The 15,290-nt window shown below is 61.2% G+C and carries 12 protein-coding genes; 6 read left to right on the forward strand and 6 right to left on the reverse strand.

Features of this window, described 5'->3' with window-relative positions; genetic code table 11:
• Positions 1 to 179 precede the first annotated feature (179 nt).
• A complete protein-coding gene (locus tag BLT00_RS03425) occupies positions 180 to 1,073 on the forward strand; it encodes a universal stress protein (protein ID WP_092141736.1) in 894 nt (297 codons plus the stop codon).
• Here the strand turns inward: BLT00_RS03425 and BLT00_RS03430 are convergent.
• Complete coding sequence (locus tag BLT00_RS03430) at positions 1,063 to 2,046, reverse strand: zinc-dependent alcohol dehydrogenase family protein (protein ID WP_092141734.1); 984 nt, start codon at positions 2,044 to 2,046, stop codon at positions 1,063 to 1,065. The genes BLT00_RS03425 and BLT00_RS03430 overlap by 11 nt on opposite strands.
• 170 nt (positions 2,047 to 2,216) lie before the next feature.
• On the opposite strand from BLT00_RS03430, the gene BLT00_RS03435 reads away from it, so the two are divergent.
• From BLT00_RS03435 to BLT00_RS03445, 3 genes are all read left to right on the forward strand, one after another.
• The gene (locus tag BLT00_RS03435; protein WP_092141731.1) at positions 2,217 to 4,589 is read left to right on the forward strand and encodes a phosphoketolase family protein; all 2,373 of its coding nucleotides are present in this window, start codon (positions 2,217 to 2,219) and stop codon (positions 4,587 to 4,589) included.
• 66 nt (positions 4,590 to 4,655) lie between these two features.
• A complete protein-coding gene (locus BLT00_RS03440; RefSeq protein ID WP_092141728.1) occupies positions 4,656 to 5,546 on the forward strand; it encodes a universal stress protein in 891 nt (296 codons plus the stop codon).
• A 100-nt stretch (positions 5,547 to 5,646) separates the two neighbouring features.
• Positions 5,647 to 7,002: an MBL fold metallo-hydrolase RNA specificity domain-containing protein gene (locus BLT00_RS03445; protein WP_092141725.1), complete on the forward strand. Its 1,356-nt coding sequence runs from the start codon at positions 5,647 to 5,649 to the stop codon at positions 7,000 to 7,002.
• A 184-nt stretch (positions 7,003 to 7,186) separates the two neighbouring features.
• Here BLT00_RS03445 and BLT00_RS03450 read toward each other — a convergent pair whose 3' ends face one another.
• The 4 genes from BLT00_RS03450 to ftsH form a co-directional block, all read right to left on the reverse strand.
• Positions 7,187 to 7,726, reverse strand: coding sequence for an Hsp20/alpha crystallin family protein (locus BLT00_RS03450; RefSeq protein WP_092141722.1), 540 nt, complete (start codon positions 7,724 to 7,726; stop codon positions 7,187 to 7,189).
• Positions 7,727 to 7,814: 88 nt separating this feature from the next.
• The gene (arcD, locus tag BLT00_RS03455) at positions 7,815 to 9,308 is read right to left on the reverse strand and encodes an arginine-ornithine antiporter (protein WP_092141719.1); all 1,494 of its coding nucleotides are present in this window, start codon (positions 9,306 to 9,308) and stop codon (positions 7,815 to 7,817) included.
• A gap of 130 nt (positions 9,309 to 9,438) precedes the next feature.
• On the reverse strand, positions 9,439 to 10,191 hold the full coding sequence (gene fnr / locus BLT00_RS03460; protein WP_092141716.1) for a fumarate/nitrate reduction transcriptional regulator Fnr: 753 nt from the start codon (positions 10,189 to 10,191) through the stop codon (positions 9,439 to 9,441).
• A gap of 229 nt (positions 10,192 to 10,420) precedes the next feature.
• Positions 10,421 to 12,247, reverse strand: a complete 1,827-nt coding sequence (gene ftsH / locus BLT00_RS03465; RefSeq protein ID WP_092141713.1) for an ATP-dependent zinc metalloprotease FtsH — start codon at positions 12,245 to 12,247, stop codon at positions 10,421 to 10,423.
• Between the two features lie 259 nt (positions 12,248 to 12,506).
• Between ftsH and BLT00_RS03470 the strand changes: the two genes are divergently transcribed.
• Entirely contained in the window at positions 12,507 to 12,770 is a 264-nt protein-coding gene (locus tag BLT00_RS03470) for an Lpp/OprI family alanine-zipper lipoprotein (RefSeq protein ID WP_092141710.1), read from the forward strand.
• Positions 12,771 to 12,848: 78 nt separating this feature from the next.
• Here the strand turns inward: BLT00_RS03470 and BLT00_RS03475 are convergent, their stop codons facing one another.
• A complete protein-coding gene (locus tag BLT00_RS03475; protein WP_092141707.1) occupies positions 12,849 to 14,192 on the reverse strand; it encodes an OprD family porin in 1,344 nt (447 codons plus the stop codon).
• Between the two features lie 310 nt (positions 14,193 to 14,502).
• On the opposite strand from BLT00_RS03475, the gene BLT00_RS03480 reads away from it, so the two are divergent.
• On the forward strand, positions 14,503 to 15,234 hold the full coding sequence (locus BLT00_RS03480; RefSeq protein ID WP_092141704.1) for a GntR family transcriptional regulator: 732 nt from the start codon (positions 14,503 to 14,505) through the stop codon (positions 15,232 to 15,234).
• The last annotated feature ends 56 nt before the right edge of the window (positions 15,235 to 15,290 follow it).

Here is a 15,290-nt window from a genome sequence, read left to right on the forward strand (position 1 = left end):
GCCCGCCACGGCGATCGATTCTGATCTGGATCAGTGCCTGCGTATCCGCCCGTCGATTGCCCGGCCTTTGATTCAGATCAAACCGTCCGGGGCCTTGATGGGCGCACGCTGAAGATCGCTCCGGAAAAGGCCGGTGCAAGGTTCTGGATTTCGTGTGGGCAATCCGATGGAGGTGTGCGATGGGGCAATACCAGCGTCTGCTATTGATCGTCGAACCTGATCTGCACCCCTCTGCAGCGATGCGCAGGGCCTGTGCCCTGGCCCGGGCCAGCGGCGCCGCACTGCACTTGTGCGCGTTCGTCCAACCGCCGGCGCGCACCCACTTATGGGGTGAAAAAATCGATGAAGCGAGTGTGCAGCGCTATCTGCACCGCTACCGTCGCTGGATGGTGGAGGAGGCGGCGCTGCTCAAGGAGGAAGGCCTGGACGTGACGACTCACGTGGTATGGACGCTCCATCCGTTGCTGGACATCCTGCGCTATGTCGAGCAGTTCCAGCCTGACCTGCTGATCAAGGACGTTACCCTCGAACCTTTGCTCAAGCGCGTGTTCGCAACGCCGCTGGACTGTCATCTGTTGCGCGACTGTCCGGTGCCGGTGCATCTGGTCAACCAGGCGGTGCACGGCTTGCCGCGCCGGGTCGTGGCGGCGGTGGACCCTTCGGACCCCGAGGCCAATGCCTTGAACGAGCACATCGTCCAGACTGCTGCCGCGATGGCCCGGCAATGCGATGCCTCGCTTCATCTGTTGTTCGCCTGCGACCTGTCGCCGGCCTTCAACGGCGAAGCCTCGTTGCTGGCCGGGGCTTGGGATGACGACTTTGCCGACGCCCTGCGCGAATCGCTGCATGCGGCGTTTATCAGCCTGGCCGGGCGCTGTGGCGTACCGGCGGAGCGTCGGCACTTCGTCGTTGGCCTGCCAGTGCCGGTGATCCAGGAATTCATCGACGAATTCGAGGCCGACGTGGTGGTGATGGGCACTGTGCACCGCGCCGGTCTTGAGCGTTTGATTGGCAGCACGACAGAACGTGCCTTGTACTCGGTGCCGGGCAGTGTGCTGGCGGTCAAGGGATGAGTACGATGGCCCCGTTGAGCTGTCCGCTCCTCAGGTGTTCCAGCGCTTGGTTGGCTTGGACCAATGGGTAGCAGGTCACGTTGCAATGCACGGGTGTGCGCTGGATCTGTTCGAAAAACGCCAGGCCGTCCGCGCGGGTCAGATTGGCCACTGAGCGCACGCTGCGCTCCTGCCACAACAGGCGATAGGGGAAGGCAGGGATGTCGCTCATGTGAATGCCGGCGCACACCACGCAACCGCCTTTGGCGGTGGCTTGCAAGGCCAGTGGCACCAGTTCGCCGACGGGGGCGAAGATCAGGCTGGCGTCCAGCAGATGGGGCGGGAGCTGATCCGATGCCCCGGCCCAGGTCGCGCCCAGCGAACGGGCATAGGCCTGGCCGAGGTCGTCACCGGGCCGAGTGAAGGCATAGACTTGCTGGCCCCGGCCCACGGCGACCTGGATCGCCAGGTGCGCAGCGGCGCCGAAGCCATAAAGGCCCAAGTGAGGGGCGTTTTGCGCCATCTGCAAGGCCCGGAAACCGATCAGCCCTGCACACAGCAGAGGCGCGGCTTCGGCGGCCTCAAGCGTATCGGGGAGGGGGAAGCAGAATCGCGCATCGGCGACGGTGTAGTCGGCATAGCCGCCGTCCAACTGGCAGCCAGTGAACAGTGCCTGGTCGCAGAGGTTCTCCCGGCCCGAGCGGCAGAACTCACACACCCCACACGTCCACCCCAGCCAGGGTACGCCCACCCGTCGGCCGATCCAGTCCGGGGCCACCTGCGCGCCGACGGCGGTGACCTCACCGACGATCTCGTGGCCCGGCACCCGAGGCAATCGAGCCTGGGGCAATTCACCGTCGAACAGATGCAAGTCGGTGCGGCACACACCGCAGGCTTGCACCTTGATCAGCAGTTGCCCGGCGGCCGGCGTCGGTTGAGGGCGTTCTTCCAGTTGCAAGGGCTGGCCAATCGTGTGCAAGACCATGGCGCGCATGAGCATTCTCCTGTGTGAGCGGGCGCTGGCCATGCCAGTGAGCGGCGCCAGGGCATCAAGCAATCACCTTGTATGACCTTAGCGTCCCTGGTTCTGATGTAAATCAAGTCACCCTTATTCCCGCGTTCCAGAATCAGGCATGGCAACCCTGTGTTTTTGCGGAGGACGTGATGAGCGATTTTCTCAGCCCCGACCAACTGGAAGGTATTGACGCCTACTGGCGTGCGTCCAATTACCTGGCCGTAGGACAGATCTACCTCAAGGACAACCCGTTGTTGCGCAAACCACTGCAACAGGAGCACGTCAAACCTCGCTTGCTGGGCCACTGGGGCACGACGCCTGGGCTGAATCTGATTTACGTGCACCTCAATCACCTGATCAAGACCCGTGACCTGAACATGATCCTGATCACCGGGCCCGGTCATGGCGGCCCGGCCATCGTCGCCCAGAGCTACCTGGAGGGTAGCTTCACCCAGTGTTATCCCTCGGTGGAGCAGAACGAAAACGGAATGTTGCGCCTGTTCCGGCAGTTTTCCTGGCCTTATGGCTTATCCAGCCATGTCTCGGCGCAGATTCCCGGCTCCATCCATGAAGGTGGGGAGTTGGGTTATTCCCTGGCCCATGCCTATGGCGCGGCGTTCGACAACCCTGACCTGATCGTGGCCTGCGTCATCGGCGACGGTGAGGCGGAAACCGGGACGTTGGCGGCGAGCTGGCATTCCAATAAATTCCTCAACCCCAGGCGTGACGGCGCCGTACTGCCCATTCTTCATCTCAACGGTTTCAAGATCGCCAACCCCACGCTGCTTTCGCGCATCAGTGAAGACGAGCTGTCGGCCCTGATGTATGGCTACGGCTACGATCCTTATTTTGTCGAAGGCGACGACCCGCAAGCGGTGCACCAACAGCTGGCCAGGACCCTGGACGGCATGTTGCTCAAGATTCGCGAAATCCAGCGCATGGCCCGCGCGGATTCGTCGGGACGTACCCTGGAACGCCAGCTCTGGCCGATGCTGGTGCTGCGCACGCCCAAGGGTTGGACCGGTCCGAAATTCGTCGATGGCCAGCAGGTCGAAGGCACCTGGCGCGCCCACCAGGTGCCGCTGAGCCACTTCGAGCTGCCCGTGCATTTGACGCAACTGGAACAATGGCTCCAGAGCTACCGTCCGCAGGAGTTGTTCGACGACAACGGTGCGTTGCTGCCGGACGTTGCCGCGTTGGCGCCGACGGGACATCGGCGCCTGGGCGCCAATCCTCATGCCAATGGCGGCGTGCTGCTCAAACCCTTGGAACTGCCCAGGTTCACCGATTACGCCATGCAATTCAACGCGCCCGGCAGCGTGCAGGCAGAGGCCACCCGGGTGTTGGGTGGTTTTGTGCGCGATGTGATGAAGCACAACCTGGGGGCAGTCAATTTCCGCCTGTTCGGCCCCGACGAAACCGCCTCCAATCGCCTTGATGCGGTGTACGAGGTCAGTGGCAAAGCCTGGATGGCGGCCCTGGAGACGGGCGATACGAACCTGGCGTGCGACGGCCGGGTGATGGAAATCCTCAGCGAGCAAGTGTGTGAAGGCTGGCTGGAGGGGTATCTGCTGACGGGTCGGCATGGGCTGTTTTCCTGCTATGAGGCGTTCATCCACATCGTCGATTCGATGTTCAATCAGCACGCCAAATGGCTCAAGACCGCTGCCCAGATCCCGTGGCGCGCCTCGATTGCTTCGCTCAATTACCTGCTCACGTCCCATGTCTGGCGACAGGACCACAATGGCTTTTCCCATCAGGACCCGGGCTTCATCGACCTGGTGGCGAACAAGAGCGCCGACGTGGTGCGCATCTACCTGCCAGCGGACGCCAATTGCCTGTTGTCCGTGGCCGATCACTGCCTCAAGAGCCGCGATTACATCAATGTGATCGTGGCCGGCAAACAGCCGGAATGGCAGTGGCTGGACATCGATTCGGCCGTTCGGCACTGCTCGGTCGGGATCGGTCGCTGGGCCTTTGCCTGCAACAACGACGAAGACCCGGACGTGGTGATGGCGTGTGCCGGTGACGTGCCAACGTTGGAAACCCTGGCCGCTGTCACGCTGCTGCGTGAATACGTGCCAGACCTGCGGGTGCGGGTGGTGAATGTCGTCGACCTGCTGGCCCTGCAACCGCCGCAACAGCATGCCCACGGGTTGCCGGACGCCGAGTTCGATGGGTTGTTTACCGTGGACAAGCCAGTGATTTTCGCCTTCCACGGCTATCCGTCGCTGATTCATCGACTGATCTACAAGCGTCACAACCACGATAACTTCCATGTCCGCGGTTTCATGGAGGAGGGCGCCACCACTACGCCGTTCGACATGGCGGTCATCAACCACCTGGATCGCTACCAACTGGCGCTCGATGTCATCCAGCGCGTGCCACGGTTGCAGCCGCTGGTGGACAGCGCTCGGGATCGCTACTGGGCAACCATGGAAAAGCATCAGCTGTACCTCATCGAGCATGGGCAGGACATGCCCGAAGTCTTGAATTGGCGCTGGACGCCGACGCCGCAATGACGGCCAACATGCCTCATGGCATCGACGCTGCGCCGTGGCGTTCGAGCCCGACTTTGGAGACCCATCATGAGCCAGTACCAACGCCTGTTGCTGATCCTCAACCCGGCACAACGCCATTCACCCGCCCTGCATCACGCCGCGGCCCTGGCGGCGGCCAGTGGCGCGCACTTGCATGTCACCGCCTTGATTCCCTCGCTGGACATTCTTTCGCTGCTTGAAGAGGGGCCTCGTGAGGAAGCGCGGCAGAACTATCTCCAGGACCATCGTCATTGGTTGGAAGATGAGGCGGACAAGTTGCGCCGCCGTGGCCTGCGGGTCACCACTGAGGTGGAATGGGCCCAGAAGATGGGCAAGCAGATCCTGCAACACGTTACGCAGATCCAGCCGGACTTGCTGATCAAGCAGGTACAACACGAGCCCATGCTCAAGCGGGCATTTTTCACCCCGCTGGACTGGCAACTGCTGCGCAACTGTCCTGTTCCGATGTACCTGGTGGGGGCCACCGGTCATGCGCTGCCGCGCACAGTGGTCGCGGCGGTGGACCCTTCCAGTGCGTTTGCCCAGAACAGCGGGCTGAATGACCGGATCATCCGCCAGGCCATGGGGCTGGCCTTGCAGTGCGACGCCGAGCTGCATCTGGTTCACGCCTATGAGGTGTCGTCAGTCTATCTGGGGGATGCGGGCGGTGGCGGCCTGTCGCTGTCGCAGCTCAGCAAGGAACTGCGCAGGAGCCTGGAAAAAACCTTCCTGGAACTGGCGAACCTGTTTGGTGTGCCGGCCGAGCGCAGGCATTTCCTACTGGGGCATCCGGTCTCGGCCCTGAGTGAATTTGCCCTGGAGCATGAAGTGGACGTGATCGTCATGGGGCGATTCCAGCACGACGATCTGTATGGGCTACTGGGCAGCACGACCGAGCACATCCTGTACCAGGTGTCGTGCAGTGTTCTGGCGGTGTGATGAATCGGACTTGACCGCTGGGTTGTTGACAAAGATCAACGGCAACGAGGTCAAACAATGTGACCAATAGGCTTACGATCGATTGTCCAGGAGCACCGCCATGCGCATGACATTTCTCGGGGCCGCCGGTACGGTCACCGGTAGCAAGTACCTGCTGGAACACGACGATCAGCGCATCCTGATCGATTGCGGTCTGTTCCAGGGCTACAAGCAGTTGCGCCTGCACAACTGGGACCCCTTCGAGCTGCCGATGCGTGACCTGGATGCGATCGTACTGACCCACGCCCACCTGGACCACAGCGGCTACCTGCCGGTGCTGGTGCGTAATGGCTATCGCGGCCCCGTCTATGCAACGCCGGCGACCTGCGAGCTGGTGAAGATCCTGCTGCGCGACAGCGCTCGCTTGCAGGAAGAAGAAGCCGAATACGCTAACCGCAAGGGGTTTTCCAAACACGCGCCGGCCTTCCCGCTGTACACCCGTGAACACGCTGAACGAGCGCTGAAACTGCTGCGCCCGATTGCATTCGAACACCCGGTGGAGATCGCCCGGGGGATCACCATCTTGCTGCGTCGCGCCGGGCACATCCTTGGTGCCGCGACGGTACAGGTCCAGGCTGGTGGGGTGACGCTGGTGTGTTCTGGGGACTTGGGGCGACCCGAGGATCCGGTGATGTTCGCGCCGAAAGTCATTGAGCAGGCGGATGTCCTGCTGGTGGAGTCGACCTACGGCGACCGTCGACACCCACACGAGTCGCCGGAAGATCAATTGGCTGAGGTGATCACTCGCACCGCGCTGCGCCGTGGCATCACGTTGGTGCCCTCGTTCACGGTTGGCCGTGCCCAGTTGCTGATGTACCACCTGTATCGCCTGAAACAACGCCGGGCGATCCCCGATATCCCGATCTACCTCAACAGCCCCATGGCCATCGACGTCACCCGGTTGTACCAGCGCTTTGGTGACGAGCATCGTCTCTCCAGGGAAGAGTGCGAAGGCATGTGCCACATCGCCCATCCGGTGCGCTCGGTCAAGGACTCCATGGCCCTGGACCTGCAACGCACCCCGGCGGTAATCATCGCCGCCAGTGGCATGGCCACCGGCGGGCGCGTGCTGCACCACCTCAAGAGCCTGGCGCCCAACCCCATCAACACCTTGCTGATGCCCGGTTTCCAGGCAGGCGGTACGCGAGGTGCGAGGATTGTGGCGGGTGAGCCTGCGGTGCGCATCCATGGCAAGGACGTGCCGATCAATGCCGAAGTGGTGCCCATGCAAACGCTCTCGGCCCATGCCGATGCCGACGAAATCATGCAATGGCTGCGCGGCTTCAAGACACCCCCCCGGCACACCTATGTGGTGCATGGCGAACCCAATGCGTCCGACGTCTTGCGCCATCGCATTAGCGACGAACTGGGGTGGTCGGTGTCGGTGCCGGAGTACCGCGATAGCGTCGAACTCTGAGCCACCGCCTTCGCGAGCAAGGGGATTTTCTGTACCCGCCGGATTTGTGCGCGCCACGCTCCAGAGTGGGAGCTAGCCTGCTCGCGAAGGGGCCGGCCGCTTCAACGACGCATTCGGCCTGAAATAAGCACAGGCATGAAAAAGCCCCTCGTCGTTGGCCGGCGAGGGGCAGGGTTCAAAGCGATCAATCGGCCTTGATCGGCACGACCTTTTCCGCTTTCAGTGCTTCCGGTTTTTTTGGCAGTGTCAGCGTCAGCACGCCTTTGCTGAACTGGGCTTCGATCTTGTCGCTGTCGACGCCTTTTGGCAGGTTGAACACCCGTTCGAAGGAGCCGTAATGGCGCTCGGACAGGTGATAACCTTTTTTCTTTTCTTCCTTGGTTTCTTTTTTCTCCCCCTTGATGATCAGGTTGCCGTTGGCCAGGCGGATTTCGATGTCTTTCTGATCCATGCCGGGCAACTCGGCGGTGATTTCAAAGCTCTTTTCCTTCTCGGTGATGTCAACGGCCGGCAGGCTGCTCATGGAAAACTCGCGACGCCAGAAGGGTTCGACATCGAACAACCCGCGACTGAAGGGCGAAATCCCCGTGCCCCGGTTGAAGTCATCGAACAGGCGATCTACCTGCTGGCGGAGCTTTTCAAATGGATGCCTGAGGTCAGTCTTGGCGGGATGCGGAGCGTTGTCTTCGGTTTTGACCGGCATCTTTTTCACTGAATTGGACATTTGATTTTCCTCTTGGGTGATGTTCGGGCGGGTACCTGAACAGATGACCAGATACCGTTGCCGAACAGGTCAATGCATGCTTGCGAACTTACAAGGACAGTTGGCCGGACCAGAGCATCCAGCCGGCGAAGATCGCCGCCGCCCAGATCACCAGCAGCAGGCCCCAGCCAAAACCAGTGAGGGCCTGGCCCGTCCTGGCCCGTTGAGCGCTCAGGTAGATCAGCGAGCCGGGGGCATAGAGCAGGGCACTGAGCAGCATGTACCGGGGGCCGGCGGCGTAGAGCAGCCAGACGCAATAGCCCGTCGCGACCACAGCGATGGCCATGTCGCGCAGTTGCAGGCCGCGATGGCCGGCGTAGGTCTGGCCTTGCCAGGTCATTTTCAGTGCATACAGGCCACTGAACAGGTAGGGCAGCAGGATCATCGAGGTGGCGAGTGAAATCAGCGCCAGGTAGCTGGCGCTCGAATACAGGGTCAGCAATAGGAACAATTGGATGCAGCCGTTGGTGATCCATAGCGCGTTGGCCGGTGCGCCGTGTTGGTTTTCCGTGGCCAGCAGGCGCGGCATGACCTTTTCCTTGGCCGGGGTGAACACCGATTCGGCTGCCAACAGCGTCCAGGCCAGCAGCGCGCCGCCCACCGACACAATCAGGCCAATACTGATCAGCACCGCGCCCCAAGGCCCGGCCACCGCTTCCAGTACACCGGCCATGGAAGGGTTCTTCAGCGCGGCCAGTTCGGGCTGTCTGAGGATGCCCAAGGACAATAGGGAAACGGCGATCAGCAGCATCAATGTCAGGATGAAGCCAATCACCGTGGCGCGGCCGACGTCGGCCCGTTCGGCGGCCCGGGCGGAGAATACGTTGGCGCCTTCAATACCGATGAACACCCAGACCGTCACCAACATGGTGCTCTTGACCTGGTCCAGCGTACTGCCCAGCGCCGGCGTGCCCCAGAAATCCACCATGAAGGTGTCCTTGGAGAACGCGGCAATGACCAGTCCGATGAACAACAGCAACGGCACCACCTTGGCGATCGTCGTCAGGGCGTTGGCCTTGGCGGCGGTGCGCATCCCGCGCAGGATCATCCAGTGCAATGCCCACAGCACCACGGACGCGCCAACGATCGCGGCTTTGTTATTGCCTTCGCCAAACACGGGGAAAAAGTAGCTGAGCGCAGCGAACAGAATCACCAGGTAGCTGACATTGCCGATCCAGGCGCTGATCCAATAGCCCCACGCCGAATTGAAACCGAGGAATTCGCCACCCAGGGCACGGGCGTAGGCAAACACACCGTTGTCCAGTTCCGGTTGGCGGTTGGAGAGAGTCTGGTAGACCAGGGCCAGCGAGAGCATGCCCACGCCGGTGATGAGCCAGCCGATCAGGATCGCTCCGGCACCGGCGCTGGCTGCCATGTTCTGGGGCAGGCTGAAGATGCCGCTGCCGATCATCGAACCGACGACGAGAGCGATCAGCAAACTCAGCGACAGGCGTCTGGGCTCGACCTTTCGCAAACTGCCGGCCAAAGGGTGAGGTGTGACGGTCGGGATGACCGGTTCTGTACCTTGCAGGTGCGTTGCCATGATCAAAGCCTCCATGAGACGGGAGGTTCGGTAACCTTCGTCGATGCAAAGGTTCGAACGCTGAGTCTTAATCTCGGCTTGAAGGCGTGGAGGGGTATTGACGTAGATCAGATGTCATGCAGAGCAGGCATCACAGTTCCGCATGACGATGACAACCGGCGACTTTTTGCTTGAGGCCGGGCAAGTCCAGAATCGTGACGTTGCGCCCATGCATGTCCACCAGTTCCTCCTGGCGCAGGTGGGCGATGCCCCGGCAGATGGTTTCCAGGCGCAGGCCCAGGTAGGAGCCGATGGCTTCGCGGCTCATGCGCAGCACGAATTCCCTGGAGGAATAACCTCGCATGTTAAGCCGCTGGGACAGGTTCAATAGAAACGCCGCCAGGCGTTCGTCGGCGTTCATGTTGCCGAGCATCAACAGCATGCCGTGGTCGCGCACGATTTCCTGGCTCAGGAGTTTATTCAGGTTGTGCTGCAACGACGGTAAGTCGTGGGCCAGTTTTTCCAGGAGGTTGAAGGGGAGCGGGCAGACTTCGCTGTCTTCCAGGGCAATGGCATTACAGGCGTAGCGATCGGTGCTGATGGCGTCCAGGCCAAGCATTTCGCCTTGCATCTGGAAACCGGTGACCTGTTCGCGACCGTCTACCGAAAGGACGCTGGTCTTGAAGAAACCCAATCTCACCGCATACAACGAGCGCAGCGGGTCGCCGGTGCGATACAGCGCCGCGCCTTTCTTGACCTTCACTCGCTGGGCGATCAGGGTGTCGAGGCGCTCGACTTCACCGCCCGTCAGGCCAATGGGCAGGCACAGCTCAAGCACGCTGCAGTTCGAGCAAGCGGTCTTGAGGGCATGCACCCGCAGAAGTCGCGGTTCGGACTCGGCCATGAGGAAATTTCCTATAGTTGGAGCAAGCATAGAACAACAACTCAGCCATGCCTGTTTTTTGTCGCCTAAAGCCATACCGGCTATCGATAGACGCAGAACGGGTACAAAGGATGGGGGGACAAACCTTCACTATGGGACTTGCAGATGACGCTATTGTGTCGTGGGTGGGCGTACAGGGGGGCGTTGGATTCGTTCACGCCGTGACAGATCGATCAACGGCCAGGCGCTGTCAAACCAGTCGCAAAGGCAGCGCAGCGCGTTTGAGCGGCAGGAGCGGGGCAAACTCTTCAGGTGTCAGGGTTTCCTTTTCCACCAGCAGATGGGCCCCGGCGTCGAGGTCTTCCCGATGGCTTTCCAGCAGTGTCCTGGCGCGTTGATAGGCTTCAGCGAGCAAGGCGCGGATACCCAGGTCGACTTCCCTGGCGGTTTGTTCCGAGTAGTCCTTGTCACCCATTTCCGTGCGCCCGCCCAGGTAACTGGCACTTTTGCGTTCCAGCACCGCCAGGCCAAGCTCTGTGCTCATGCCAAAGCGGGTGATCAACTGTCGGGCGATGTCCGTGGCGTGGGCCAGGTCATCGGCGGCCCCGGTCGAGACTTGGCCGTAGGCAAGGCATTCGGCGGCACGTCCCGCCATCAGCACGACCATGCGGTCCTTGAGCATCTGGCAACTGACGAGAAAATGATCTTCCGTCGGTCGTTGCAGGGTATAGCCCAGCGAGCCAATGGCGCGCGGCACGATCGATACCTTATGGACCGGGTCCATGTCCGGGAGGTTGCTGGCCGCCAACGCATGCCCCATTTCGTGGTAGGCCACCACTTGGCGTTCATCGGGATGTAACAGGCTGCTCTTGCGTTCGATCCCGGCAACGATGCGCTCCACGGCCGCGGTGAAATCGTCGAGGCTGACCGTTTCGGCACCGCGTCGAGTGGCGATGATGGCGGCCTCGTTGACCAGGTTGGCCAGGTCTGCGCCAGTAAAACCCGTGGTGATGTCGGCGATACGCTCGCTATCGAGGTCCGGGCCAGTGACGATCTTCTGCAGGTGAACCTTGAGGATCGCCTGCCGGCCTTTACGGTCGGGGCGATCGATCAGGATCTGTCGATCGATCCGGCCGGCTCGCAACAGCGCCGGGTCCAATACCTCGGGGCGGTTGGTCGCCGCCAGCAGCACGACCCCTTCACGCGGGTCGAACCCATCCAGTTCTGCCAACAGCTGGTTGAGGGTCTGCTCTTTTTCGTCATTGCCGCCCAGGACGCCGACGCCGCGCATTTTGCCCAGCGCATCGAGCTCGTCGATAAAAATGATGCAGGGCGCGGCCTGTCGGGCCTGTTCGAACAAGTCATGCACGCGAGCGGCGCCGACACCAACGAACATCTCGACGAATTCTGACCCTGATATCGAGAAGAAGGGCACGCCGGCCTCTCCAGCGATGGCTTTGGCAACCAGGGTCTTGCCGGTGCCTGGCGGACCGACCAGCAATGTACCTTTGGGAATGTGCGCCCCCAAGCGTGCGTATTTCGCCTTGTCCTTGAGGAAAGAAACAATCTCCACCAGCTCGACCTTGGCTTCGTCGATGCCGGCAACGTCGGCAAAGGTCACGCCGGTATCGCGTTCGACGAACACCTTGGCGCGGGACTTGCCGATGTTCATCAAACCACCCATGCCCTGTTTTTCCGCCAGCCCACGAAACAGGAAATGCCAGATCACCATGATCAGCACGAAGGGCAGCAACCAGCCCAGCAGGCCACTCAGGAAGGTGTTTTCGTTGATGCCGGTGAACCCGACCCCCGAGTGGGCGAGATCTGCCGCCAGTGCCGGTTCCACCCTCACGGTCGCGAACTGGGTGTGGCCGTCGATGGGTTCCTGCAACTGGCCGCGGATCTGGTCCTTCTCTACCCGTAGATCGCTGACCTGCCGATTGTTCAGCAATTGCAGAAACTGGCTATAGGGGATGACCTGCACCGCAGGGCGTTCGAAAAACACGAACTGCACCAGGCTGAACACGGCCAGCGCAATGAAGAAGTAGGACAGGTTCCATTGGTGGTTTTTTTTCATGGCCTCGACTCGATAAAAGGCCTCGGATGAACAGGCCGCGCATAAATGGTCGGGGAGATCGCCGGCTCCCTGGTTTGCTTTTTCTACGCCTGAGGGCTGCAAAGACATTGAGCTAAATCAACTCGGTTCAAGTGAGTCACGGTGTGGGCGTCGGACGAGCCAAGCAGTTGACAAGGATCAGAGTGGGCAGGGGGTGTTGCCAGATACTCGAGCCAGTTGCTAGCCGTTTTTCCTGCTGTGCTTAACCGAGGAAATAACCATGGCCTTGAATAGATACTTACCTGTCGTATTAATGAGCATTTTTCTGGCAACCACTGCCGGGTGCTGTAACAAGCTCGCCCAAGAAGTGGATGCCCGACTGGAATCGGCGGAAAATAACGCTGCAACGGCAAGGCTCAGGGCGGATGAGGCCTACAGGAAGGCTGAGCAGGCCGAGACAATGTCTGAGCAGGCCCAACGTACCGCCGAGGAGGCGAGCATCCGAGCCACTCGGATGACCGACGATAAGGCCTCGCGCAAGTAATCAGCGGATATATGGGGCATGGGCAACAGGCGGGCGCTGCGCGTGTTCGTCCACCTTCGGTTTCCTGACGCGCGAGGGTCAGAACGGCCCCAGCTTGAGCGGGTACTGGATGACGATATACAGCCGGTCGATGTCATCGCCGCCCTGGCTGCTGTTGGCCCGATGGGTGACATGGGACAGTTGCAACGACAGGTCCTTGGCCGGGCCTGACTGCACGATGTAGTGCAGGTCCAGGTCGCGCTCCCAATGGCGTCCGCCAGCGCCTTGTTGCGGACTGTAAGTGCCGGTGTCGCTATCGAACGGGTTGTAGGCACCGTCTTGGGGGGCATGGCTGCCGTCGATCCCGCGTCCAGTCACATAGCGGGCCATGAAGCTCAGGCCGGGGATGCCCAAGGTGCCCAGGTCGAGGTCGTAGCGCGCTTGCCACGAGCGCTCGCCGGGGCCGTTGAAGTCGGCATATTTGATTGAGTTGGCCAGGTAGATGGAGTCGCCGCCGACGAAATCGAAGGGCGTGTCGCCGTTGATTTTCTGATAGGCCAGGGTGAACGCCTGGGCATTGAACCGGTACTTGCCGCTCAGGCTATAGGCTGTGGTGTCGATGGCCCCGGCAATGGCCTTGCCATCGTCGCGGGTGTGATACAGGTTGCCGTCGAGGAACAGTTCGCCAACGGTGGCATGCAGGTTGGCATAGTACTGGCGCCAGGTATCGCTCAGTTCGGAGGCGTAGAGCGCGCCGCCCAGGGCTTGGCCGGTGAGCAGGTCGGCGCCGATGAAGTCGATGACGCCGTGGCGCGTCGTCGCCCCATACCCGGAAAAATCACCCTTGCTGGTCGAGGCGTCCTGATTCTTGAACGCACTGAAGTGGCCTGCCTGCAGGGCTACCCCTTCGAACTCGCGGCTGGAGAGTAGCAGGCCGCTGGCGTATTCGGGTTGCAGGCGCTTGTCTGCGGTATCGAATACCGGGCTCTGCACCGTCATTTCGCCGACCGCCAGTGTGGTGCGTGAGGCGTTGAATTTCAGCGCACCGCCGGCACTGGAGTAGTGGTCCTCGCTTCGCCCGTTCTCATCCAGCGGCAATAATCCCGTTCCGGAGTGCCCCTTGCCGCCGTCCAGTTTCAACCCCAGGAACCCGTGGGCATCGATACCTACGCCGATTGTGCCGGGGGTGAAACCGGACTCGAACGAGGCGATGAAGCCCTGGGCCCATTCCTGTTTGTAGCTTTTGCCTGCCGGGGTAGGGGCGCGATAGTCATTGTTGAGATAGAAGTTACGGCTGAGGACTTGCAGCGTCGCCCCGTCGAGAAAGCCAGGCGTGCTTTGCGCGAGTTCCGCTGCCATCGCCGGTGCGGTGCCGCTTGTGAGCAGGGCAAGCAGCCAGAGCGGCTTCAGGGCGGCGGTTGAGTGGTGTGGTGCAGGCAACATGCTTCATTTCCATGTGAAATTGGGCGGGCGAAGGGGCGGTACTACGCGCAGTCAGGTGGGAAGCGTCCGGCGCGGCGCAGGGTTACCGAGCAGCTTGGCGCTTGAGAAACCAGGTCTGGGCAGAGGGCTTCATTCTTGGGCGTGGGGCGCGAGCGTGCGAGTTAAACGTTGTTAATTGCGGGCCGCTGCATCATTGGCTTTACCATTCATCAACGGGCCACCCTGGCATTTCTTGACAGCCATCGCGCCTGGGTAAATACTCGCCACTCATATTCATATATATGACTAGATAACAAGGTGAATAAGGTCAATGAACGCTCTCTCCAGTGATGCCCGCCTGCCGCTTTATCAACGTTTACGCGACCAATTGGCTGAGCAGATCGCCAATAACCGCTGGCGCCCGGGGGAGGCGATTCCTACTGAGGCGGCACTTTCAGCCGAATACCAGTTGTCTACCGGTACGGTGCGCAAGGCCATCGATGCGCTGGTCAGCGAGGGCGTCCTGGAGCGCCAGCAAGGGCGCGGCACCTTCATTCGCCGGCCGCAATTTCAATCGTCGCTGTTCCGTTTTTTCCGCTTTCAAAGCGCTTCAGGCGAACGCCGGGTTCCCGAGAGCCGGATCCTGTCCGTGGAGCCGGTGGCCGCGCCTTCGGCGGTGGCCCAGGCGCTGGGGCTACCGGCCGACGCTCCGGTGATTCGTATCGTGCGAGTGCGTCTGCTGGAAGTGGAGCCGGTGCTCGCCGAAGAAATATGGCTGCCCCGTAGCCGCTTCCAAACCTTGCTCGAAATCGACCTGAGTCAAAAGGGCCCGTTGCTTTACCCCATTTATGAAGAGGTTTGCGGCCAGGTTGTCGCCTATGCCGAAGAAACCCTCACCGCCGAATCGGTGAATGAGGTGTACGCGCGATTGCTGCAAGTGCCGGTCAACAGCCCGGTGGTGGTGATCGAGCGTCTGGCGCGGGATTACGCCGGCAATCCCCTGGAGTGGCGACGCTCTCGCGGGCATGCCGAGCACTTCCGCTACAGCGTGGAAATTCGCTGACCCGACCCGGCTAGCGGCGAGTCGGTCGCCGCTGTCCCTACCGTTTTGTTTGTCAT

Source organism: Pseudomonas sp. NFACC51 (genome assembly GCF_900103575.1).
In the GTDB taxonomy this organism is placed as follows: Bacteria; Pseudomonadota; Gammaproteobacteria; order Pseudomonadales; family Pseudomonadaceae; genus Aquipseudomonas; species Aquipseudomonas fluorescens_Q.